General features: G+C 61.1%; 22 protein-coding genes. 8 read left to right on the plus strand and 14 right to left on the minus strand.

Going from position 1 to position 20,827, the window contains the following annotated elements:
• Positions 1-2: 2 nt before the first annotated feature.
• Together MFP24_RS20125 and MFP24_RS20130 are read right to left on the minus strand one after the other, a co-directional pair.
• Positions 3-1,196 carry an MFS transporter gene (locus tag MFP24_RS20125; RefSeq protein ID WP_249232050.1) on the minus strand — a complete coding sequence of 398 codons (1,194 nt, stop codon included), beginning with the start codon at positions 1,194-1,196 and terminating at the stop codon, positions 3-5.
• A gap of 3 nt (positions 1,197-1,199) precedes the next feature.
• Positions 1,200-1,904, minus strand: a complete 705-nt coding sequence (locus MFP24_RS20130; protein ID WP_249232051.1) for a type 1 glutamine amidotransferase domain-containing protein — start codon at positions 1,902-1,904, stop codon at positions 1,200-1,202.
• A gap of 149 nt (positions 1,905-2,053) precedes the next feature.
• Between MFP24_RS20130 and MFP24_RS20135 the strand changes: the two genes are divergently transcribed.
• From MFP24_RS20135 to MFP24_RS20160, 6 genes are all read left to right on the plus strand, one after another.
• Positions 2,054-2,965, plus strand: coding sequence for a LysR family transcriptional regulator (locus tag MFP24_RS20135; protein ID WP_249232052.1), 912 nt, complete (start codon positions 2,054-2,056; stop codon positions 2,963-2,965).
• Between the two features lie 690 nt (positions 2,966-3,655).
• Positions 3,656-4,528, plus strand: a complete 873-nt coding sequence (locus MFP24_RS20140; RefSeq protein WP_249232053.1) for a DMT family transporter — start codon at positions 3,656-3,658, stop codon at positions 4,526-4,528.
• 117 nt (positions 4,529-4,645) lie between these two features.
• Positions 4,646-4,897, plus strand: coding sequence for an AAA family ATPase (locus MFP24_RS20145; RefSeq protein WP_249244268.1), 252 nt, complete (start codon positions 4,646-4,648; stop codon positions 4,895-4,897).
• Between the two features lie 40 nt (positions 4,898-4,937).
• Positions 4,938-5,303, plus strand: a complete 366-nt coding sequence (locus MFP24_RS20150; RefSeq protein ID WP_246856706.1) for an HMA2 domain-containing protein — start codon at positions 4,938-4,940, stop codon at positions 5,301-5,303.
• Positions 5,304-5,584: 281 nt separating this feature from the next.
• On the plus strand, positions 5,585-5,968 hold the full coding sequence (locus MFP24_RS20155; protein WP_249232055.1) for a type II toxin-antitoxin system RelE/ParE family toxin: 384 nt from the start codon (positions 5,585-5,587) through the stop codon (positions 5,966-5,968).
• Positions 5,952-6,254 carry a helix-turn-helix domain-containing protein gene (locus tag MFP24_RS20160; RefSeq protein ID WP_249232056.1) on the plus strand — a complete coding sequence of 101 codons (303 nt, stop codon included), beginning with the start codon at positions 5,952-5,954 and terminating at the stop codon, positions 6,252-6,254. The genes MFP24_RS20155 and MFP24_RS20160 overlap by 17 nt, the downstream gene beginning before the upstream one ends.
• A gap of 567 nt (positions 6,255-6,821) precedes the next feature.
• Here the strand turns inward: MFP24_RS20160 and MFP24_RS20165 are convergent.
• Positions 6,822-7,715, minus strand: coding sequence for a LysR family transcriptional regulator (locus MFP24_RS20165; protein WP_249232057.1), 894 nt, complete (start codon positions 7,713-7,715; stop codon positions 6,822-6,824).
• 86 nt (positions 7,716-7,801) lie between these two features.
• Here MFP24_RS20165 and MFP24_RS20170 point away from each other — a divergent pair, with 86 nt between their 5' ends.
• A complete protein-coding gene (locus MFP24_RS20170) occupies positions 7,802-8,578 on the plus strand; it encodes an NAD(P)H-dependent oxidoreductase (protein ID WP_249232058.1) in 777 nt (258 codons plus the stop codon).
• Positions 8,579-8,642: 64 nt separating this feature from the next.
• On the opposite strand, the gene MFP24_RS20175 is transcribed toward MFP24_RS20170, so the two are convergent.
• The 9 genes from MFP24_RS20175 to MFP24_RS20220 all read right to left on the minus strand — a co-directional run bounded on the left by MFP24_RS20175 (position 8,643) and on the right by MFP24_RS20220 (position 18,395).
• Positions 8,643-9,305, minus strand: coding sequence for a methionine ABC transporter permease (locus tag MFP24_RS20175; RefSeq protein WP_249232059.1), 663 nt, complete (start codon positions 9,303-9,305; stop codon positions 8,643-8,645).
• A complete protein-coding gene (locus MFP24_RS24110; RefSeq protein ID WP_283164124.1) occupies positions 9,277-10,458 on the minus strand; it encodes a methionine ABC transporter ATP-binding protein in 1,182 nt (393 codons plus the stop codon). Before MFP24_RS24110 ends, MFP24_RS20175 begins: the two co-directional genes overlap by 29 nt.
• Positions 10,455-11,291, minus strand: coding sequence for a MetQ/NlpA family ABC transporter substrate-binding protein (locus tag MFP24_RS20190; RefSeq protein WP_249232060.1), 837 nt, complete (start codon positions 11,289-11,291; stop codon positions 10,455-10,457). Before MFP24_RS20190 ends, MFP24_RS24110 begins: the two co-directional genes overlap by 4 nt.
• Positions 11,292-11,642: 351 nt before the next feature.
• The gene (locus MFP24_RS20195; protein ID WP_249232061.1) at positions 11,643-12,416 is read right to left on the minus strand and encodes a DUF3750 domain-containing protein; all 774 of its coding nucleotides are present in this window, start codon (positions 12,414-12,416) and stop codon (positions 11,643-11,645) included.
• A gap of 221 nt (positions 12,417-12,637) precedes the next feature.
• Positions 12,638-13,648, minus strand: coding sequence for a type I glyceraldehyde-3-phosphate dehydrogenase (gene gap, locus MFP24_RS20200; RefSeq protein WP_249232062.1), 1,011 nt, complete (start codon positions 13,646-13,648; stop codon positions 12,638-12,640).
• 73 nt (positions 13,649-13,721) lie between these two features.
• Positions 13,722-14,708: a GlxA family transcriptional regulator gene (locus tag MFP24_RS20205; RefSeq protein WP_249232063.1), complete on the minus strand. Its 987-nt coding sequence runs from the start codon at positions 14,706-14,708 to the stop codon at positions 13,722-13,724.
• 73 nt (positions 14,709-14,781) lie between these two features.
• The gene (locus MFP24_RS20210) at positions 14,782-15,963 is read right to left on the minus strand and encodes an MFS transporter (RefSeq protein WP_249232064.1); all 1,182 of its coding nucleotides are present in this window, start codon (positions 15,961-15,963) and stop codon (positions 14,782-14,784) included.
• A complete protein-coding gene (locus MFP24_RS20215) occupies positions 15,960-17,075 on the minus strand; it encodes an alkene reductase (protein WP_249232180.1) in 1,116 nt (371 codons plus the stop codon). The genes MFP24_RS20210 and MFP24_RS20215 overlap by 4 nt, the downstream gene beginning before the upstream one ends.
• Before the next feature lie 3 nt (positions 17,076-17,078).
• Positions 17,079-18,395 (minus strand): SGNH/GDSL hydrolase family protein, encoded by a 1,317-nt coding sequence (locus MFP24_RS20220; protein ID WP_249232065.1) that lies wholly within the window; start codon positions 18,393-18,395, stop codon positions 17,079-17,081.
• A 111-nt stretch (positions 18,396-18,506) separates the two neighbouring features.
• On the opposite strand from MFP24_RS20220, the gene MFP24_RS20225 reads away from it, so the two are divergent.
• Positions 18,507-19,418, plus strand: a complete 912-nt coding sequence (locus MFP24_RS20225) for a LysR family transcriptional regulator (protein ID WP_249232066.1) — start codon at positions 18,507-18,509, stop codon at positions 19,416-19,418.
• Between the two features lie 22 nt (positions 19,419-19,440).
• Here the strand turns inward: MFP24_RS20225 and tsuB are convergent, their stop codons facing one another.
• A complete protein-coding gene (gene tsuB / locus MFP24_RS20230) occupies positions 19,441-19,665 on the minus strand; it encodes a thiosulfate utilization sulfurtransferase TsuB/YeeD (RefSeq protein WP_249232067.1) in 225 nt (74 codons plus the stop codon).
• A gap of 19 nt (positions 19,666-19,684) precedes the next feature.
• Positions 19,685-20,740, minus strand: a complete 1,056-nt coding sequence (tsuA, locus tag MFP24_RS20235; protein WP_249232068.1) for a thiosulfate utilization transporter TsuA/YeeE — start codon at positions 20,738-20,740, stop codon at positions 19,685-19,687.
• Positions 20,741-20,827: the final 87 nt, after the last annotated feature.

A 20,827-nucleotide genomic window follows, 5' to 3' on the forward strand; every position in this document is an offset into this window, starting at 1 on the left:
ACCTACCCACGAAGCCTTGTGCCGAGGAATGCGGGATGCCGCATCTGCCACAGCATCCAGGCGATTCCCAGGCCCACGGCCACTGCGCCGACCCAAGCGGCGCTGGTCAGGCCCATCACTTCCAGGCTGGCCCCGCCCAGCAACGAACCCAGCGCGATGCCGCCATTGAAACCGGCGATGTTCAGCCCGGCGGCCACCGCAGGCGCCTGCGGCGCGTGGCGGTGCGACAGTCCGATCACCCGTGACTGCAAGGCAGGAACCGCCGCGTAGGTCAGCGCACCCAGCAGGCCCGTCAGCAGCACCATCAACGGTAAGGACGGCGCCGATACCCATATCGCCAGCAGCACCACGGCGAGGCCGACCAGCACCGTCATCACGGCCGCATCTGCGCCCTTGCGGTCGGTCAGCCGCCCGCCCCAGACGTTGCCGATGGCCGCCATCACGCCGTAGCCCAGCATCAGCAAGCTGGCCGTACTTTCGCTGACTTTCGTCACTTGCAGCAGGATTGGCGAAATGTAGGTGTAGAGCGCAAACGACCCGGCATAGGCCAGCACGGTGATGCCGGCCCCACCCAGCAGGCGCGGATTAAACATGGCTTTCAGGCCGTCCATCGCGTTGGCCTGCTTTGAGCCGTCCTTCCGATCCGTCGGCATCAGAGCCAGCAGACCCAGGAAGCCGATGGCGCCACTCGCGGCCACGGCCATGAAGATGACCTGCCAGCTCAAGACGCCGCCCAGGTAGGTGCCGAGCGGCACGCCGAGCGCCAGTGCCAGCGTCAGGCCGCCGAACACCACGGCCACCGCCGCACCGGCACGATGCCGCCCCGCCAGTTGGGTCGCCGCGCTGGACGCCACGGCGAGAAACACGCCGTGCCCCAAGCCTGAAGCAAAGCGGGCGACCAGCATGGGCGTCAGCGCATCGGACAGGCTGACCACCGCGTTGCCCAGCGTGAACAGCCCCATTGCCACCAGCAGCAGCTGCTTGCGCGGCCAGCGTGTGGCAAGCGCCGTCAGGCCCGGCGCACCGATCACCGCGCCCAGCGCATAGGCCGTGACCGCCGTGCCAACCTGGCTGACGCTGGCATGCAGATCGGCGGAAATGGTGGAAACCAGCCCGATGGTGACGAACTCGGTGAAGCCCAGGGCGAACGCGCATAGCGCGAAGATGTAGATGACGAAAGGCATGCGCTCGTTCATGGCTCAGGCCCGCCCCGCCGGCACCACGGTCAGCAACGTCAGCATCGCTTCGGCCACGCCCTTGGCCGAAGCGGGGTTCTGACCCGTCACCAGCCGCCCGCTGACCACCACCTGCGCCTGGAAGTTCGGCGCGGGCACATGCCGGGCGCCGCGTTGCGTCAAGGCATCGGCCAGCAGGAACGGCACCGTATCGCGCAGGCCGACCGCACGTTCCTCGTCGTTGGTGAAAGCCGACACGTCTTTGCCATCGACCAGATAGCGGCCCTCGGACAGCTTGACGTTCACCAGCCCGGCCGGCCCGTGGCACACCGCCGCGACCACGCCGCCGCGCTCGTAGATGCGTGCGGCGATGGCCGCCAGTTCAGCGTTGTCGGGGAAATCCCACATCGTCGCGTGACCGCCGGCATAGAAGATCGCGGCATAGGCTTCGGGATCGACCTGAGACGGCGCCAGCGTGGTGTCGGTGGCGTTGCGCAGCGCCGCGTCGTTCCAGAACGCGGCATTGACCGGATCGTCCAGGTCGAGGCCATCGACATACGCCTTGCCGCCCTTGGGGCTGACGAAATCAACGGTGTAGCCGGCGGCGCTCAACACGTCGTGCGGGTGCGTCACTTCGGAAAGATAGAACCCGCTGGGCGCGACGTTGGCTGCCCCGGCAGGCCCTTTGCGGTCATGGCCGGTCAGGACGAAAAGAATGCGGTGGGTCATCAGAAACTCCTAATGGGTGCGCGGCCGGACGCACCTGAAGATGGCACGCGGGCAACGCAGCATATGGGGATAAGGAGTGTCATTCTGGCGGTTTTGCTATACCCTTAAAATAACCAAAATAGACAAACACTTTCCCCGGAATGAACCAAATGTCCCTGCGCAATCTGGATGACTTGGCGGTATTCGTACACGTGGTGGAGCGGCATAGCTTTTCCGCCGCCGCGCGCGACCTGCACCTCGCGCCCAAGACGGTCAGCAAGCAGATCGCCCGGCTGGAACAAGCGCTGGGCACCACGCTGTTCGAGCGCAACACCCGCAATCTGCGTATCACCAGCGAAGGCCGCGCCATTGCCGAACGGGCGCGGGTCGCCCTGGCGGTGCTGGAAGAAATGCAGGAACTGGCGACCGGCGGCAGCCAAGAATTGAGCGGCGCCATCCGTCTGACGGCGCCCACGCCGTTCGGTCGCAAGTTCGTGGCCCCGGCGATTAACGATTTCTGCCGCCTGCATCCCCGAGTCGGCTTTGATCTGCGCCTGTCCGATCAGGTGCAGGATCTGTATAGCGGCGACCTGGATTTGGCGATCCGCATGGGCGAACTGGCCGATTCGCGGCTGGTGGCGCGACGCGTGGCCGACAACCGGCGTATCCTGGCGGCCTCTCCCGCCTACCTGAAAGCGCATGGGCAGCCCGCGCAGCCGGAAGAACTGGCGCGGCACAACTGCCTGGTGTTCGCCTATCCGGGCCTGCTGCAAAGCACCTGGCCGCTGCGCAAGGGTCGCCGGGAGAAACCCGTCGCGATCAGCGGCACGCTGTGCAGCGACAGCGGCGACGTGCTGCATGCCTGGTGCCTGGCCGGGATGGGCATCTCGCTGCGCGAGACCTGGGACATTCACGAAGAACTGTGCGACGGACGGCTGGTGCGCGTGTTGCCGGAATGGGAAGCCCTGCCCTCGAAGATCAGTCTGGTGCGGGCACGGCGCGAACCCGTGCCGCGCCGGCTGACGGCATTCAGCGATTTCCTGCTGGAACGCTGGCGGGATGCGCCGTGGGATGCGATCTGACAATCCTGCATTGGCGGCCGACACCTTGATGGTCGATGCGATGTCCACGTTGCCGATGACATTGGCTGCGCCATAGCTTCCCTGGTGCCACGGGATCGACGCAACGGAGAATCCGGTGATCTGAGCCAGGATCAGCGTGAAGTAGCTGAAGGCGGCGAAAGTGGAGCCAATCATCAGCAGGCGCTGGCGTTGCAGCGTAGATTCTTTGAAGCGTTCGATCTGCACCCGGAAATCGTCTTCGGCTCCGCGTTGGTCCTATGCGATCCAGCCTCGTCCGCCACTCGTGTTTCCCCCCTCACTGCAGGTTCTGCTGCGCCTCAGTTGACAAACGACTGTATCCAGAACACCCCAATCCAGATGCGTCATACGCGACGCAGTGCTATATTTGAGCTTGACCGTTTACTTTGAGCGTCGAGTACCATCGTATGATTCCATTTGCACGCCATTCCAAGTCTGCCTGGACCACAAATAATGTGGCTTGCAGCTTGCGCGCAACGAATCCGCCTCCCGCCTCATCTGTCGCGCCTCCGGCGGACATCGCCGTGGCTGGCGTCCATCCGCCACGCGCGATCGTCCTGGGCTGATCCCAGCCCGCCTCGCGGCTCCTCCTGAAACCAATTGAGTTCCACTGGCGCAGTTGCGTCCAGTGGATGGCCGGGGCCTGTTCTTTATTCGACAAGTGAGCGCAACATGATTTCCAAGTCCTCCACATGGGCGGCCTTCGCCGCCATGTCCACATTCGTGCTGCTATGGGGCAGCGCGGCTATCTTCACTCGCTGGGGGCTCGATCACGGCTCCGTGTTCGCGCTGCTGATCCTGCGCTTCTCACTGGCACTGGGCGCCCTGCTGCTGATCGGCCTGCCCGGCAGGCGATGGCTGCCCGAGCCTGGTACACGCTGGCAGGTCGCCGCAACGGGGTTGCTGCTGATCGGCAGCTATTCGGTCTGCTACTTCCAGGCGATGGCCCACGGCATCACTCCAGGGCTGTTGGCGACGCTGCTCGGCGTACAGCCGATCCTGACCCTGCTGCTGACCGAACGGCGTTTCTCCGCATGGCGTTTGTGCGGCCTGCTGCTGGCACTGTCCGGCCTGACGCTGGTGGTTTACCAGAGCCTGGTATTGACGAAGCTGTCCGGGCTGGGCATGGGCTTTGCGCTGGGCGCGCTGCTGTGTATGACGTTCGGCGCCATGCTGCAAAAACGCATCCAGCAGGCGCCTGTCGAGGTGTTGCCATTGCAGTATGCCGTGACGCTGCTGCTGTGTCTGGGCTTCGTGCCATTCCAGCCGTTCCATTTCGAGCCGAACCTGGGATTTCTGGTCCCCTTGTTGTGGCTGGGCCTGGGGATCTCGATTGGGGCGCAACTGCTGCTGTACCGGCTGATCCGCAGCGGCAATCTGGTCAACGTCACCAGCCTGTTCTACCTGGTGCCGGTGGTCACGGTGATCCTCGACTACCTGATCCTGGGTAATGCCATGCCTGCGCTGGCCGTGTCGGGCATGGCGGCGATCCTGGCCGGGTTGGCGCTGGTATTCAGGGCGCCGGCGGCATCATTTGGTCGCTGACCTAGCCGGTTCATTGTCCCGATAGCGGCCGGCAATGCGTTCCAGCACGGCGGGTGGCTGGGTTCCTTTGAAAAACCTGCTCGCCGCGACTAATCTCCCACGATTAGCCCGTGCCGCATGTTCTACCTTGAAACGGATACCGATCCCATGAACCACTTCGTCATTATTTCCGGTTGCTCAGGCGGCGGCAAATCGACCCTCCTGACCGAACTCAAACGGCGCGGCCATGCCGTGGTCGAAGAGCCCGGACGGCGCATCATCCAGGAAGAAACGCGCAGCGGCGGCCCGCAAGGGCGGCGGCCAGAGATGCCAAGCCACAAAAAAACGGCGGATTTAGCGGCAACCAAGTGGACAGGACAATATTGGTAACGTAAATTATTCGCATTATTATTCCGTGTTTGAGGTTGCCATGACCCCCTACCTGCACCAGACCCAGAACCGCATTCGCGTCCGTTCCGACTATATCCAGCGTAATCCCAAACAGGTCGCGCGGGTTGTCAGCCAACTGGGCCGGCAGGATGGCGTGCATGAGGTCACCCATCGTATCTATGCGGGGTCGGTGGCTATCTGTTTTGACAGCCGGAAAGTCGCTGTCGATCAACTGATTGAGAAATTTGAACAGCTCGGCTGGCTGAGTTCGGCCAAAGACCGGGACTACATCGACAGCACCATCCGTCGCGGCGCAAAAACGCTGTTGAAGGGCCTGGCGATCGGCGCGTTAAAACGCGCCGTGGGCGGCCCGATCGTTACCGCCATGAGCGTACTGGTGCGCTGATACATCCGCTTGATACGACCATGGGAATTTACCCCATGGTCGCTTGGCCCGGCGTCCATCCCCTTGACTCCATGTGGCTTGTGGAAACCAGGGCTTCCCTGGCGTCATCATGGCAAAAATCAAACTCACCGAGTCCCGCCATCAATGCAGCAAGATAGTAGCCGTCATATTAAAACGGTCTTCTCATGAACTGCGGCGCTGGCCCAATTGTTTCTTCCTCATGGGCATTTCATTGAGGCATGGACAGGTATACCCGTTTCGGGTACAGTTTAGAGGTCAATATGATGCGCATCCTCAAGCGAAAGGACTTTGCTCGATGGCAGGCAAGCGAGAGGTTGCCCGATGTCGCCTTGTGCAAGGCGGTCAAGGAGATGGAAAACGGTTTGATCGACGCGGACTTGGGCGGTTTTCTCTACAAGAAGAGAGTGGCACGCCCCGGCGGTGGCAAGAGCGGCGGCTACCGCACGCTGCTATCAGCCCGGATCGGCGGCCGTTATGTGTTCCTGCATGGATTCCCGAAAAATGACAAGGCAAACATCACGCAGGACGAGAAAAAGGCACTGCAATACGCAGGCAAGGTATTCCTCGAACTTTCCGCGGAAGCCTTGTTGAAGGCATTGCAGTCGGGTGTATTGTTGGAGGTGCATTGTGAGCAAGATCATTGAATCGCTGCGTGACGATCTGGCCGCGCTCCACGAAGCGGGCGCGATCGGTAAGATAACGATGCGGGAGTTCAACACGATTTGCCCGCCGCCGGTGCGGGAGTTCAGCGCCGCCGACATCAAGCGCCTGCGCGAAGAGTTGAAGTTTAGCCAGCCGGTGTTCGCGCTGCATCTGCACACTACGGCCTCGACCGTGCGCAAGTGGGAACAAGGCGAAACCCGCCCCGCTGGCCCTGCGCTCAAACTGCTCAACGTTATCGCCGACAAGGGCTTGCAGGCCATCATTTGACGCCATAGCTTCCCGTCTTTTTTATAGCGGGCTATCCTTGCCCGCTCCTCCTTTTGAACCGTCGTTTAAAATTACTCCCGGCCTTATTCCCTTCACCAGATTTGCCGCGCCGCTACCCCGCCGCGTAAAACCGGACGATTCAGACAATTCCGGATAATAAATTAAACCGACACATTCTCTTGACACTAAAACTCAGCCAATGCAAAACTGTACCGTACAGTTTGTTTTTGTTTGTTTTACGTTCAAGCCGTCAGGTATCTTCGATACCACAGGAGATTGTATGAAAAGTATTGTTCTGCTGGGCTGCATTGCTTCAGCGTTTATGTTAACGGGCTGCGTGTCGCTGTTTTGATTAATTTGTCCGTCCACCTTCTGGTATTTTTGATGCCTTCGGAGATTATATGAAAAACGTATTTTGGCTGGCCTGTATCGCGTCAACCTTGATGTTGACGGGGTGTCTTTCCATAGGCAGCCATATTTAACCTTGTTGACGACAATGGCGCGGGGCCGCGTCACAACCCCGCGTCATTGTTTATTGCCGGTACGGCGTATTGTCACCTCGCAAATTCATATAGAAGCGGAAATAAATTCGCGCAGCCATTGATGCGCCGGATCGCGGTGAGCACGCTCATGCCACAGCATGGACATCTCGAAGCCGGGTACCGCGACTGGCGGCTCAACGCTCTGTAGCGCCGGATTATCTTTCATCAGACGCGACGGCAACATGGCGACGAGATCGGTGCTCGCCAGTACGGAGAGAACAAACAGAAAATGCGCAACGGACAGCACTACCCGGCGGGTCAGGCCAACCGCTGCCAGCACGTTATCGGTGACGCCGCAAAATCCGCCGCCATCCGGCGAAACAATCACCTGTTCGAGCCGGCTGAATTGCTCCATCGTTAGCCCTTTTTTCAGCTTCGGGTGGTTTACGCGTCCCGCCAGAACATAGCGTTCGGCAAAAAGCACCCGCTGATGTAAACCAGACGGCGCACCTTCGCGGGTATGAAAGGCCAGATCGATCTCGCCATCCGCCATCCATTTGGCGATACCGGACGGCGTCATTTCCAGAATAGCCAGCCGGGTTCCCGGCGCGACAATACGCAGCCCGTTTAAGGCAGGCAGCAGGATTGTCAATTCGCTGTAGTCGGAGGCCGCGGCCCGCCACGTAAGCTTGGCAAGCCCCGGATCAAAAGGGCTAGACGGCGATACCGCCCGTTCCAGAGACTCCAGCGCCTGGCGCAGCGGCTCGCGCAACTCATCCGCTCTGGCGGTCGGCCGCATGCCGCGCGGTCCCGGCAGCAGCAAAGGGTCCCCGAAGGCATCCCGCAATCTGGCGAGTTGAATGCTGACCGATGGCTGGGAAAGATGCAGACGCCGCGCCGCGCGGGTGACATTCTGTTCCTCCAGCAAAGCATCCAGGGTCAATAACAGATTGAGATCCAGATTACGGAAATTGTTCATAGCTATACCTGATATAAAAGCAATTCATTTCTAGTATACCTGATAGTGATCTACCCTGCGTCTGTCAACGCTATGGAGATGCGCTTATGAATGTTCTTATTGTTTATGCCCACCCTGAGTCCCGTTCCCTGAACGGCTCGTTAAAAGATTTCGCCGTCAACTATCTTGAGGGCGCCGGACACGCGGTCCAGATATCAGACCTGTATGCTATGGGGTGGAAAGCGACGCTGGACGCCGACGACCGCACCGACAAACCCGACGGCGAGCCTTTTAGTCCGGGACTCGACTCCAAACGCGCATTTGAACAGGGTACGCAGAGCGCGGACATCGCGCGCGAACAGGAGAAGCTGCGCTGGGCGGACGCCATGATTCTGCAATTTCCGCTGTGGTGGTTCTCCATGCCGGCGATTCTCAAAGGCTGGGTGGAACGCGTCTACGCCTATGGTTTTGCCTATGGCGTCGGCGAGCATTCAGAAAATCACTGGGGAGATCGCTACGGAGAGGGCGCCATGGCGGGCAAACGCGCCATGCTGGTGGTTACCGCGGGAGGCTGGGAATCCCACTATGGTCCGCGCGGCGTCAACGGCCCGATCGATGACCTGCTGTTTCCGATCCAGCATGGGACCCTGTTCTACCCCGGTTTCGAGGTGCTGCCGCCTTTCGTGGTCTATCACACCAGCCGCATGGACGCGGACCGGTTCACGCAGGTCTGCGGCGAACTCGGACAACGACTGGATCATCTGTGGGATACGCCGCCCATTGCTTTCCGGCCGCAGAATGCGGGAGCGTACGAGATCCCGGAACTTACGCTGAAGCCGGATATTGCGCCGGGCCGGTCGGGTTTCGCGGCGCATATCGAGTAACGTCCGCGGCGCCGGCCCGCAACGGCCGCGCCGATCGGGTAATTAGCTCAACGGAAGCGCAATCCTAGCGATTGCGCAGCCAGCGGGAGTAGCGGTCGCCTATAAGCTGCACCACGGTCACCATGGCGATCAGGATGGCGATAACGATGACCATCACCTGACTGTCGAAGCGCTGGTAGCCATAGCGGATCGCCAGATCCCCCAACCCTCCGGCGCCCACCGCGCCGGCCATCGCCGACGAGCTGATCAGCGCCACCAGCGTAATGGTGAAACCGCCGACAATCCCCGGCAGCGCTTCCGGCAGATAGACATAACGCACGATATGCCATTTTTTACAGCCCATCGCCTGGGCCGCCTCGACCAGGCCGGGATCGACTTCACGCAGGTTAACCTCGACGATGCGCGCAAAAAACGGCGTGGCGCTGATAGCCAGCGGCACAATCGCCGCCCACACGCCGATGGTGGTGCCCGCCACCCAACGGGTAAACGGGATCAGCGCCACCAGCATGACGATAAACGGCGTGGCGCGGAAGCCGTTGATCACCCCGCCCACCACGCGGTGGAAACGGGGAGAGGCAACCAAGCCGCCCGGCGCGGTCATAATCAACATCACCGCCAGCGGAATACCGGCGACAAAGGCGATACTCCCCGATACGCCGACCATGGTCAGCGTATCGACAAACGCTTGCGTATAGCGGTCAGGCGGAATGGAAAGCGAAGGGAACATAACCAATCACCTCAATTTGATGCGCAATGGCCTGCGGCCCCTGCGTAAGACTGGTGAAATCCGTCAGCGGCGCCGCGGCCGACGCCGCCAGCAACAGACGTCCGTGCGCATGGCCCTGAATGCGATCCATCCCACCATAGACCAGACGCACCGGCGTTTGCAGCGCCTGGGCGATGCGGGTGAAATCCGGCTCCAGTCCCCCTTCGCCGCTGTATGAGAGTTGCCAAATCCGCTCGCCGGCGCCGTCCGACGGCGGCTGCGGCAGCAGGCGGCGCAGCAAATCATCCGGCACGCCGTGCTGCAACGGCGCCAGCAGCGCTTTCGTCGCCTCGTGTTGCGGCGAGCCGAAAACCTGCCAGACTTCGCCCAACTCGGCGATCCTCCCCTGTTCCAGCACCAGCACCCGTTCGGCTATTTCACGGATCACGCTCATCTCATGGGTGATCACCACGATGGTAATGCCCAGACGCCGGTTGATATCGCGCAGCAGCTGCAGAATGGACTGGGTGGTTTCCGGATCCAGCGCCGAGGTGGCCTCATCGCACAGCAGCACGTCCGGCGCGGTGGCCAGGGCGCGCGCAATGCCGACCCGCTGCTTCTGCCCGCCTGACAGCCGGCTCGGGTAGACATTGTGTTTATCCTGCAGCCCCACCAGCGCCAGCAGCTCGGCCACGCGCCGGTTGATCCGTTCCTGCGGCACGCCGGCCACCCGCAGCGGCAGCGCCACGTTTTCCCAGACCGTTCTGGCCGCCAGCAGGTTGAAATGCTGAAAAATCATGCCGACGCGGCGGCGCAGGTTCACCAGTTGGTTTTCATCAAGGGTACTGATATCGACGTCGTCGATAAGCACCCTGCCGACCGTCGGCCTCTCCAGGCGGTTAATGGTGCGCAGCAGGCTGGACTTGCCCGCGCCGCTGCGACCGATAATGCCGAAAATGCACCCCGCCGGAATGATCAGACTGATATCCGTCAGTGCCTGTACCGGCTTATCCGGCGAGGGGTAAACCCGGGAAAGGCGCTCAAAGGTCACCGAAGAGCCGGATGCGCCGCGCGGCGCCGATACGTCGGAGGACGCCCCGGCGACAGACTGCGCGCCGGCCGCCGGTTTACCCCAATCCAGTATCGTTTTCATCACCGCGCCCGCCAGACTCATGGCTTCGCGCCCTCCTTGAGCCAGGGCAGCGCATACAGGTTGGGATCGTTATTGAAGCGTTTGGCGATGGTATCGCGCACCGCGGCGGAGTTCTGGTAAATGCTGATAAATTTCCGTAACAGCGGATCGTCGGCGCGATCGCTGCGGGCGGTGAAATTCATGGCGTAGTAGGTATCGCTGACGCCGGAATAGAGCAGCGCCTGACTGGCTTTCTCCGGGATCCCGGCGTTAAAGAAATAGGAAGGCCAGACGATGGAGAGATCGAGATCCTGCAGGGAACGGATCAGCTGCGGCCCTTCTATCTCGAAAAATTTCAGCTTATGCGGATTATCCGTCACGTCATCCAGCGTGGCGTCCGTGGCCTCGCCGTTGCGCAATTTGACAAGATTCGCTTTCTGCAACAGCAACAGCGCGCGACCCTGATTGACCGGATCGTTGGGTACGCCGACTTTCGCGCCCTGCGGCACCGCGTTCAGATCGGTTATTTTATTCGAATAGATACCGATATTTTGCAATAAACCAAAATCGATATTCTTTAATTTATATCCGCGTTCTTTGATGGCATTTTGCAGGAATGGCTCGTGCTGGAAAAAATTCAGATCGATATCGCCGTTATTCAGCGCTTCATTAGGCAAAGTCCAGTCGGTAAATTCCACCAGTTGCACATCGATCCCCTGCGCCTTCGCCTCATCGACCACGGCCAGAATGGCGTCTGACGTCGCCCCGGCGGTGGAGCCGATTTTCACCACCTCCGCAGCCTGAACCGTTAGCGCCAAAGAGCACAGCGCGCCGGCGAACAGTTTGCTCAACATCCTTACATATCTATTTTTCATTATAATATTTCCTCTTTGCGGCTCAGCTTTTTACTGGACCATGACTGCTGATAATATTCTGAATACGCCCGTGATATCCGAAGCGGAATTAGTTACTGATGGTTTTTCGGCAAGCCGAAATTTATGGGAAATATATGGCGGTAACCTAATCATTATTCTCGGCAATCCCGTCGTATTTATTGATTACCGACGGTAATTGATGGGTTCAGACCAGTCAAAACAAAAAAATGAAAAAGGATTCCCATTAATTGCATTTAATAAAAGCGCCGTTTATGGCGCGGATAATTGCCGTTCGAATAGTGGTTAATATTTCGCTATTCGGGCGAAGCCTGTTGATGAATAAGCCGGCTCTCAGCTCTCTTCCTGTTGCACATTGTCATAGCCAAACCGGCCGATAAACGGCAAGCGCAGCGCCGGGGAGGTGAGATCCACACCCACATTAATCCCCAACACATTGACCTCAATGCCCTCCTCCGCGCCCAAGGTAAAACCCAGCACGCCCAGCAATGAAACCTGCACGCCCTTGCCGGAAGGAGGCAAGCCGATCGGACGCGTTAACGCACGGTAATCTTTGCCGATGGCGTTGGCCGGCATATCCAGCTTCAGCGCCGGCACTTCCCTGCCGATATGGGCGATAAAGGTATTGCTGTTCGGACCGGGCCAGGCGCGGTAGGTCTGGGGATAGGGATAACTTTTGATCGCCGCCTCAATCCGCGGGATCATCGCTTCGGCCACCGCCCCGCGATGATCCGCCAACAGCGACGGGCGCGCGCCATACCAGTAACCATCCGGGATCGAGCGGTTAAGACGAATCACATTCTCATCGCCCCAGCGGGTGACCTCATAGCGGCTGTATTGGGTTTCGCCGGCTTTCTTGAAGATGATCCACGGATGCACCGCCACCAGCCCTCGCCAGCCGTAGGCGGGCGCCGCATAGATTTGCACTATCGCCGTTTGACGGAATTTCACCGCATCCGGCGCCATCCCAGCGGAGTCGCGCCTGGTTCCCCACCAACTCTGGCCGGTGAAGGTCTCCCCGCGCTGCGTTGCTTTAGCATAACTCTGCCAAAATGACAGCAGCAGCACACAGACAAAACCAATCGTCAACACCTTGAGATAGCTCATCTATTCAGTTACCCCGATGAAAGAATGAAAAGGAGGGATTGGCGAGCGCCATCCGTCACCGGATAAGCCGCGGCGGCCTTATCCGATACCGCCACTTTATACGGTTTTTTTTCAATCTATCACAAGAAGTGCAAAGGAATTGCGGCAAAAAACGGCGCGAAGGGAAGACGCGCCGGGCAGCGCCCTGCCGTATCCTGCAACCTATTGGGGGAAGCGGGCGGTCATAGGCCTTTTTCCTCCAGCAACAGGGCCAGATCGATAAGACGGTTGGAAAACGCCCATTCGTTGTCATACCACGCCAGCACCTTGACCATATTGCCACCGATGACCAGCGTGGAAAGCCCGTCGATAATGGACGAGCGCGGATCCCCCCGGTAATCGGACGAGACCAGCGGCTCGTCGCTATAGCCAAGAATGCCCTTCAGCGCGCCCGACTCGGCCGCGTTACGGAAGGCGGCGTTGACTTCATCCACCGTCACCGCCCGCTTCAACGTGACCGACAGATCGACGATGGAAACCACCGGAACCGGCACTCTTAAAGAATATCCCGTCAAACGCCCATCCAATTCCGGGATCACTTTGCCGATCGCTTTGGCCGCGCCGCTGGAATAAGGCACGATGGAGAGCGCCGCCGCTCTGGCGCCGCGCAGATCCTTTTCCGGCTGATCGTGCAAAGCCTGGCTATTGGTATAGGCATGCGTGGTATTCATCAAACCATGTTCGATGCCGAAAGACTGATGAAGGACCAAAGCGGCCGGCGCCAGGCCGTTAGTGGTACAACTGCCGTTGCTGATGATGCGGTGACGGGCCGGATCGTATTGCTCATGATTGACGCCCATCACTATGGTGATATCGTCGTTCTTGCCGGGGGCGGAAATGATCACGCGCCGGGCTCCCCCTTTGGTGATGTGCGCTTCGGCCTGCGCCTTGTCGGTGAAAAAACCGGTGGCTTCGATAACAATATCGACGCCGACGCTTTGCCACGGGATCGCGCCGGGATCCCGTTCGGAGAAAACGCGAACCGGCTGGCCGTCGATAATCAACGCCCCCTCGGCGGCCTCGACGGCGACCGGCAGGACGCCGGCAAGCGAGTCGTATTTCAGCAGATGAGCCAGCGTTTTGCTATCCGTTAAATCGTTGATCGCCACGACGCGGAAATTGTCTTTGCCTAAAGCGGCACGCAACACATTGCGCCCGATTCTGCCGAATCCATTGATGCCTACGTTGACCATATCAGAACCCTCGTTGTTAATCACAGGATCTAATTTAGGCCGGATTGGATGTGTCGTAAATGACGTAAATAGATCAATTTACGCCAAACTGGCGAGCATGAAACCGCTCTCGGTATTCCGTCGGGGTAAGCTGCAAGTTTCTTTCAAACACGCGGCGCAGATTGAGAGCGCTGCCGAATCCGCTGGCCGCCGCAATCTGCTCAATCCCATCCCGACTTTGCTCCAGCAGTTGGCGCGCCGCATCCAACCGCACCTCTTCAACGTATCGGGCCGGCGACGTCCCCACTTCACGCGTAAACACGCGCGTGAAGTTGCGCGGACTCATGGCAATCTGCCCGGCCAGTTTGTCGACCGAGAGATCGCCGGCGAGGTTTTCCAGGATCCAGCTTTGCAGGTCGCGAATGGGGCCGGCGCGCCGGGACTGATTGAGAAGATAACGGCTGAACTGAGACTGTCCGCCAGGCCGACGCAAGAACATGACGAGATCTTGCGCCACATCGCGGGCCAGAGTAAAACCATAGTCGTTTTCGACCAGCGCCAGAGTCAAATCGAAGCCCGAACTGACCCCGGCGGAGGTCCATATCTCCCCATCCTGAATGTAAATCGGCCCTCTTTCGACTTTTACCCTGGGATAATCCGCCTGCAACGCGTCCAGCAAGCGCCAGTGCGTGGTCGCCCGGCGGCCGTCGAGCAGACCCGACTGCGCCAGAAGTAAAGCCCCGCCGCAAATGGAAACGATACGTTCGGCATAAGGAGCGGCCTGACGCATCCAGTTCGCGACATCAATGCGCTCTTGCTCGCTAACGCCTCTGCCGGTAATCATGAGGGTGTCGCGCTTAACTTCGGGGTCGAGATCGGATAAACGCTGGTCCGCCAGCAGGTTTAACCCCGACATGCCATGCACCACATTGTGAGGCTGGGTGGTGGCGATCGTCAGTTGGTAGCGCGGCTGAACAGCATCCGCCGGCTGTAAACGGTTAGCCTGCATCAGAATGTCGGCTATGCCCGTGGCTTCAAACAGCATTCCCCCGTCGGGGACGATAATCAGAAATGAGCGCATGTCTTAAAATAGATAAAAATACAATTTAAGCCAATATTACGCATTGATGCCGAGGGAATGCAATGACGTTTTTTTACCTGCGTATAGGACGGCGATGCCGCTGCGCCAGCCACAGCAACGGCAACTGCGCCAGCAACGCCAGCAGCACGCCCACCCAGGGCGTCAGCGTCAGACGATCCTGCGCCACCAGCGCGCCGCCCGCCGTCTCGCCCAGGGTAATCCCCAGATTGAAAGCCGAGATATTCAGCGCCGAGGCGAAGTCCACCGCGCGCGGCGTCCAGCGCTCTGCGGTCTCCAGCATACCCGCCTGAAAGCCCGGCGACATGCCGAAGGCCAGCGCGCCCCAGATAAACAGCAGCGGCACCATCGCCAGCTTATAAGGCATCAAAAGCGCCAGCGCCGCGAGCGCCAGCAGCAACCCCGCCAGCAGACGCCGCAAGGCGGCCGCCCAGCCCAGTTTTGTCGCCAGCCGACCGCCGGCCAGATTGCCGATCAGCGTCGCCGCGCCGAACACCATCAACAGCAAACTGGCGCCGTGGACGGAAAACCCGGAAATGTCGGTCAGAATCGGCGTCACAAAAGTGAAGGCCGCGAAGCTGGCGCCGAAACCCAGTATGGTGACGCACATCATCGCCAGGATGGCGGGCTGGCCCAGCGCGGCCAACTGCGTCGTCGCCCGGCCCGCCGACGGCGCCGCTAGCGCCGGCACCCAGCGCGCGGTAGCCGCCCAGGCGACTGCGGCCAGCAACGCCACGGCAAAGAACGGCAGCCGCCAGCCAAAACCATTGCCGATATAACTTCCCAGCGGCACGCCGATGACCATCGCCAGCGTCAGCCCGGCGAACATCAGCGCAATGGCGCGGCTGGCCTGCCCTTGCGGCGCCAGCCGCGCGGCCACCGTCGCGCCGATAGCGAAGAAACTGCCGTGCGCCACCGCAGTGACGATGCGTCCGGTCAGCAGCATGGCATAGCTAGAGGACAAGGCCGCCAGCAGATTGCCGACGAGGAATACGCCCACCAGCGTCAGCAGCACCGGCCTGCGCGGCCAACGCGCCAGCCCCAATACCACCAGCGGCGTGCCAATCGCCAGCGCCAGCGCATATAAGCCGACCAGTCCGCCGGCGCGCGCCAGCGACACGTCAAGATCGGCGGCGATGGCCGGCAGCACGCCGACCACGATAAACTCCGCCACGCCGATGGCGAAAGCGGTCACGGCCAGCGCCCAAACGCCCGGATGGGAGCGGCTCCGACTCATTCCTTGCCTCCCGACCGCGCTCTGGGATAGTCGGTATAGCCTTCGGCCCCGCCGCCGAAAAAGCGGCTGGCGTCGGGTTGATTCAACGTCAATCCCAGCCGCAAACGCGTCGGCAGATCCGGATTGGCGATAAACGGCCGCCCAAAGCCGATCAGATCGGCCCAGCCGTTGCCCAGCGCCTGCTCGGCGCGCGCCAGATCGTACTTGCCGGCGTAGATCAGCGTACCGCGGTAGATCAGGCGCAGCGCCTCTTTAAACGCCGCCGGCATAGTCGGCGCATCCTCCCAGTCCGCCTCGGCGATATGAATGTAGGCCACGCCCAGATCGTCCAGCAACCGGGCCGCGCCGAGGTAGGTCGCCTGCGGGGTGTCATCCACGGCGCCCTGCAAGGTGGTCAGCGGCGCAAGCCGCACCCCAAGACGCTGCGCGCCGGTAACGTCGGCCACCGCCTCCACCACCTCGCGCAGAAAACGCAGGCGATTGGGCAGGCTGCCGCCGTACTCGTCGGTGCGCGCATTGGCCTGCGAATCGATAAACTGATTGATCAGATAGCCGTTGGCGGCGTGCAGCTCGACGCCGTCAAAGCCCGCCGCCAGCGCGTTGCGCGCGGCGTCGGCGTAGCTGCGCACCACGTCGGTAATTTCCGCCGTAGTGAGCGCCCGCGGCGCCGAATGCTGCACCATTTCGCCTGCGCCGGAGAGCGGCCCTTTGCCGGCGGGGTCGATAAACGACATCACGCCTTCGGCCACCAGCGGCGAGGAGGAAACCGGCGCCGCGCCGCCGGGCTGTAATGAGGTGTGCGATACCCGGCCGACGTGCCATAGCTGGGCGAAGATACGCCCGCCGGCGGCATGCGTCGCCTTGGTTACGCCGAGCCAGCCGGCGACCTGCTCGGGCGTGTGCATGCCGGGCGTCCAGGCGTATCCCTGACCCTGCCGGCTGATTTGCGTACCTTCGCTGACAATCAGGCCGGCCGAGGCGCGCTGCGCGTAATATTCCGCCATCAGCGCGGTCGGCACGTTGCCGTCGCCGGCGCGCGAACGGGTCATCGGCGGCATGACGATACGGTTGGGCAATATCAGGTCGCCCAGTTGATAGGGGGTGAAAAGCATCATTTATTGCTCCTGTGTCGCGGCCGAATGGTTCCCGTCCAAAATCGTGGGATCGGCAAACAGCGCATTGAGATCGACGGCGTCCGCCATCACGCGGTTGCCCGCATCGCCGGGATGCAGCCGATCGCCGGAATCGACGTCGCGGTCGAGACGTTCGGGATGCGCCGCATCGCGCAGCGCGGCATCGAAATCAATCACCACGTCGAACGCGCCGCTGTCACGAATCCAGTCATTGACCTGGCGGCGCAAGGCGTCCTTTTCCGGGTGGTAGTAGTCGTCCAACGGCGTGTCGGGCAGCGCGCCGGCGAACGGCGTCAGCGTAGCGCCGATAACGCGCACGCCGCGGCGGTGCGCCTGGGCGATCAATTGGCGATAGCCCGCCGTCAGCGCCGCCAGCGTCGGCCGCGGGCTGGTCGGTGCAAACGCCGTTCCCGGCCAGGCGATATCATTGATACCCAGCATCACGATAACGCTCTGCACGCCCGACTGGTCCAGCACGTCGCGCTCCAGCCGCGCCAGCCCATTGACGCCCATGCCGTCTGAGAGCAAACGGCCGCCGGAGATGCCGGCGTTGATCACCGCCGCCCCATGCGGCGCCAGCCGGGCGGCCAGCAGGTCCGGCCAGCGGCGGTCTTTATCCAGCGAGGCGGCGGCGCCGTCGGTAATGGAATCGCCGATTACCGCCACCGCCCGCGCCGGCGCGGGCGTCTCAACCTCAACGCCCGACCACAGCAGCCGCGTGGTGGTAATCTGCGCCGCACCCTCTGCGTCGGACCATTGGCGGTCCGACGCGCGATCGCCGGGAACGATCCAGCCGCTCTGCCGGCCGTCCCAGTGGAACGTGCTGACCGGCGTTTTTTCAGGCAGATACAGACTTAGCGCCACCTGCCCCAGCGCCGGCACGGACAGGGCGACCGGATCGCTGATAAGCGACGCGCCGGGGAGGATCGTCGCCGTTTCCCGTCCGCCGAACGTCAGGGTACGCAGGCTGTCGGCGACCAGAGCAACGTCCGTTGCCGGCAGCGCGAGCGTCGCTTTCCCCAGCGTAACGGGCTGACGGCCATAGGCATTGGACAGCAGGATACGTATCCGCTCTCCGCCCAGGCTGACGCGCGCTATCTGGCGTACGGTTTGATGATGCAGTTCGCTCGGCGCATTGAGAGGAAACAGGAAATCCGTACCCCACACCGGCTGAGGGCTGGCGCTCCAGGTCGCGACCCAAGACGGTTCATCGGCGGCGCGCCCGGCGGCGGGGAATAGACCGGCGGCAAGCGCCACGCTCAGCATCAGGGAGCCGGAGAATTGAGTGAGTGTTTTCATATCAGTGAATTCAGTAGCAATATGTCGATAAATAATGAACTCAACGACATAAATGAACTAGACTGGCGTCAGGAAAAACATTTATGAATTGAAGTCATCAAGGAGGCCGTTATGTCTCGTCTGGACGTCAACCGATCCGGGGAACTGGAGGTGTTTGTACAGGCCATCGAGCTGGGCGGATTTTCCGCCGCCGCCCGGGCCTGCGGCATGACGCCCTCCGCGGTAAGCAAACTGATTAAGCGGCTTGAGAGCCGCCTGGGCACCCGGCTGGTGAACCGCTCCACGCGCCAACTGCAACTTACGCCGGAAGGCTGCGCCTTTTACGAGCGCGGCGTACGCATCCTGAACGATCTGAACGAAGCGGAGCGCTGCGTCAGCGCCCACTCGACGCCGCGCGGGCGGCTGAGGGTCAATGCCAACGTCACCTTCGGCAACCATTTTCTGCTGCCGCTGGCCGCGGAATTTCTGGCGCGTTATCCCGACGTGATGCTGGACATCGTCCTTACCGATGAGGTCATCGATATTCTGGAGCAGCGCACCGACGTGGCGGTGCGCGCCGGCCCGCTTAAAAGCTCCAATCTGCTGGCGCGCAAACTCGGCCAGACGCGCATGACCATCGTCGCCGCGCCCGACTATTTGCAACGCCACGGCACGCCGTCCACGCCGGATGAACTGGCGCGGCATAACCGACTGGGCGCCAACTATGCGCGCGCCCAGCCCGGCTGGCCGCTGCGCTACGCCGGCGAGGATATCGTGGTGCCGGTCACCGGCAACGTGCAGGCCAGCGACGGCGAAGCGCTGTACCAACTGGCGCTCGCCGGCGTGGGTCTGGCCCGTCTGGCGGCCTTCCGGGTGCGCGACGATATTGCCGCCGGCCGCTTACGGCCGGTGCTCGAAGAGCTCAATCCGGGCGATATCGAAGAGATCCATGCCGTGTTCGTCGGCCAGGGCGGCTACCTGCCGCTGCGGGTGCGCGCCTTGCTGGACTTTCTGGTGGAACGGGTCAGGATCGACGGGCAGTGAGCGGGTCCGGCGATGGTAAGGATCAGCTCTTCCTCACCGTAATACTCCATTGGGCGTCGCCCACCTGCCGATAGTCGGAGACGACGTGCCCCTCTTGCGCCGCCCACAGCGGAATACTCTCAGTGGCCTGGGTGCAGTCGAAATCAATCACCAGTTCGTCGCCGGATTGTAGCGTCGCCATCGCTGCTTTGGCTTCAATCAGCGGAAACGGGCAGACCTGGTTGATAACATTAAGCTTTTTAATCATAACGACTCCTATAACGCGATCAGTTGGAGGCAGCTTGCAGATTCGCCCGGCGCTGCGGACGGACGAATAAATACCATGACGCCGTCCATGCCCCCAGAATCATACAGGCCAGCCCGACCCAGCCCTGCCAGGTGATCAGCGCGGTCATCACCAAACCGTTGCCAATAGAGCAACCGCCGGCGATGCTGGCGCCGAATCCCATCAGAATGCCGCCGGCGACACTGCGCACCGAGGTCGCGGCGTCGGCGGCGCGGATACGGAATTCACGACTGCCTTTGGCGGCGATAAACGACCCCAGAAAAATCCCCAGCACCAGGAACACGCCCCAGTTAAGGAACCTGTCATTCCCGATCACCAGATACTGCAAGATATTGGCGCTGGGCGTGGTAATGCCCAGGCCGAACACCCGCCCGGTGGCCGCGCTGAGCGGCCAGGCCAGCAGGGCGATAAGCCCAATCAGCACCGCGGTGACGAACGGATGCCAGCGTTTTTCAAATAACAGGTGCGCCAGGCCGGATTTCCGCCGCGGCAGCGCGGCAACGTTCAGCCTGGGCTTTTTCAGCTCTTTCGCCGCCAGCCAGCCGGTCACTGCGATCAGCAGCGCGATAAACAGCCACGGCGACAGGCCCAGCGTTTCGGCAATGGAGTTATGTTCGGTGCTCAGCGACTTTATCTGCCGGTTGAAGACGGTCAAATGTTCGGATCGCATCACGGCGCTGGAAAGCATATAGGCGAACAGCGCGATCCAACTGGCGATAAGCCCTTCGCCGGCGCGATACCAGGTGCCGGTGGCGCACCCGCCCGCCATCACAATCCCGATGCCGAACACATAGCTGCCCAGCACGGTGCCGAACCAGGGAAAAGCGCCGGCGTCATAGTTTAATCGCCCGGCGGCGATCAGGGCGAAAACCCCGACGCTTTGAATCGCAATGGCGATTAACAGGGCGTAAAAGATGCGGTTGTTTTTGGCGATATACATATCGCGAAAGCCGCCGGTAAGGCAGAATCTGCCGCGTTGCATCACAAAGCCGAGCAATGCGCCGCATAACAGTCCGGTGAAGATCGGTTGCAGCATAATCATGCACCATTCTCACATTATAGGGAGCATAAAGTATTCGCCCCCGCCGTCCGGCCAGCAAATAACCAAAGAAAATAATATATA

It is taken from the genome of Brenneria tiliae (assembly GCF_023347575.1).
Taxonomy (GTDB): Bacteria; Pseudomonadota; Gammaproteobacteria; order Enterobacterales; family Enterobacteriaceae; genus Brenneria; species Brenneria corticis.

Coding starts and splice junctions, on each gene's coding strand:
- MFP24_RS20125 (WP_249232050.1), bottom strand. CDS start 1,196: ATGAACGAGCGCATGCCTTTCGTCATCTACATCTTCGCGCTATGCGCG.
- MFP24_RS20130 (WP_249232051.1), bottom strand. CDS start 1,904: ATGACCCACCGCATTCTTTTCGTCCTGACCGGCCATGACCGCAAAGGG.
- MFP24_RS20135 (WP_249232052.1), top strand. CDS start 2,054: ATGTCCCTGCGCAATCTGGATGACTTGGCGGTATTCGTACACGTGGTG.
- MFP24_RS20140 (WP_249232053.1), top strand. CDS start 3,656: ATGATTTCCAAGTCCTCCACATGGGCGGCCTTCGCCGCCATGTCCACA.
- MFP24_RS20145 (WP_249244268.1), top strand. CDS start 4,646: ATGTTCTACCTTGAAACGGATACCGATCCCATGAACCACTTCGTCATT.
- MFP24_RS20150 (WP_246856706.1), top strand. CDS start 4,938: ATGACCCCCTACCTGCACCAGACCCAGAACCGCATTCGCGTCCGTTCC.
- MFP24_RS20155 (WP_249232055.1), top strand. CDS start 5,585: ATGATGCGCATCCTCAAGCGAAAGGACTTTGCTCGATGGCAGGCAAGC.
- MFP24_RS20165 (WP_249232057.1), bottom strand. CDS start 7,715: ATGAACAATTTCCGTAATCTGGATCTCAATCTGTTATTGACCCTGGAT.
- MFP24_RS20170 (WP_249232058.1), top strand. CDS start 7,802: ATGAATGTTCTTATTGTTTATGCCCACCCTGAGTCCCGTTCCCTGAAC.
- MFP24_RS20175 (WP_249232059.1), bottom strand. CDS start 9,305: ATGTTCCCTTCGCTTTCCATTCCGCCTGACCGCTATACGCAAGCGTTT.
- MFP24_RS24110 (WP_283164124.1), bottom strand. CDS start 10,458: ATGAGTCTGGCGGGCGCGGTGATGAAAACGATACTGGATTGGGGTAAA.
- MFP24_RS20190 (WP_249232060.1), bottom strand. CDS start 11,291: ATGAAAAATAGATATGTAAGGATGTTGAGCAAACTGTTCGCCGGCGCG.
- MFP24_RS20195 (WP_249232061.1), bottom strand. CDS start 12,416: ATGAGCTATCTCAAGGTGTTGACGATTGGTTTTGTCTGTGTGCTGCTG.
- gap (WP_249232062.1), bottom strand. CDS start 13,648: ATGGTCAACGTAGGCATCAATGGATTCGGCAGAATCGGGCGCAATGTG.
- MFP24_RS20205 (WP_249232063.1), bottom strand. CDS start 14,708: ATGCGCTCATTTCTGATTATCGTCCCCGACGGGGGAATGCTGTTTGAA.
- MFP24_RS20210 (WP_249232064.1), bottom strand. CDS start 15,963: ATGAGTCGGAGCCGCTCCCATCCGGGCGTTTGGGCGCTGGCCGTGACC.
- MFP24_RS20215 (WP_249232180.1), bottom strand. CDS start 17,075: ATGCTTTTCACCCCCTATCAACTGGGCGACCTGATATTGCCCAACCGT.
- MFP24_RS20220 (WP_249232065.1), bottom strand. CDS start 18,395: ATGAAAACACTCACTCAATTCTCCGGCTCCCTGATGCTGAGCGTGGCG.
- MFP24_RS20225 (WP_249232066.1), top strand. CDS start 18,507: ATGTCTCGTCTGGACGTCAACCGATCCGGGGAACTGGAGGTGTTTGTA.
- tsuB (WP_249232067.1), bottom strand. CDS start 19,665: ATGATTAAAAAGCTTAATGTTATCAACCAGGTCTGCCCGTTTCCGCTG.
- tsuA (WP_249232068.1), bottom strand. CDS start 20,740: ATGCTGCAACCGATCTTCACCGGACTGTTATGCGGCGCATTGCTCGGC.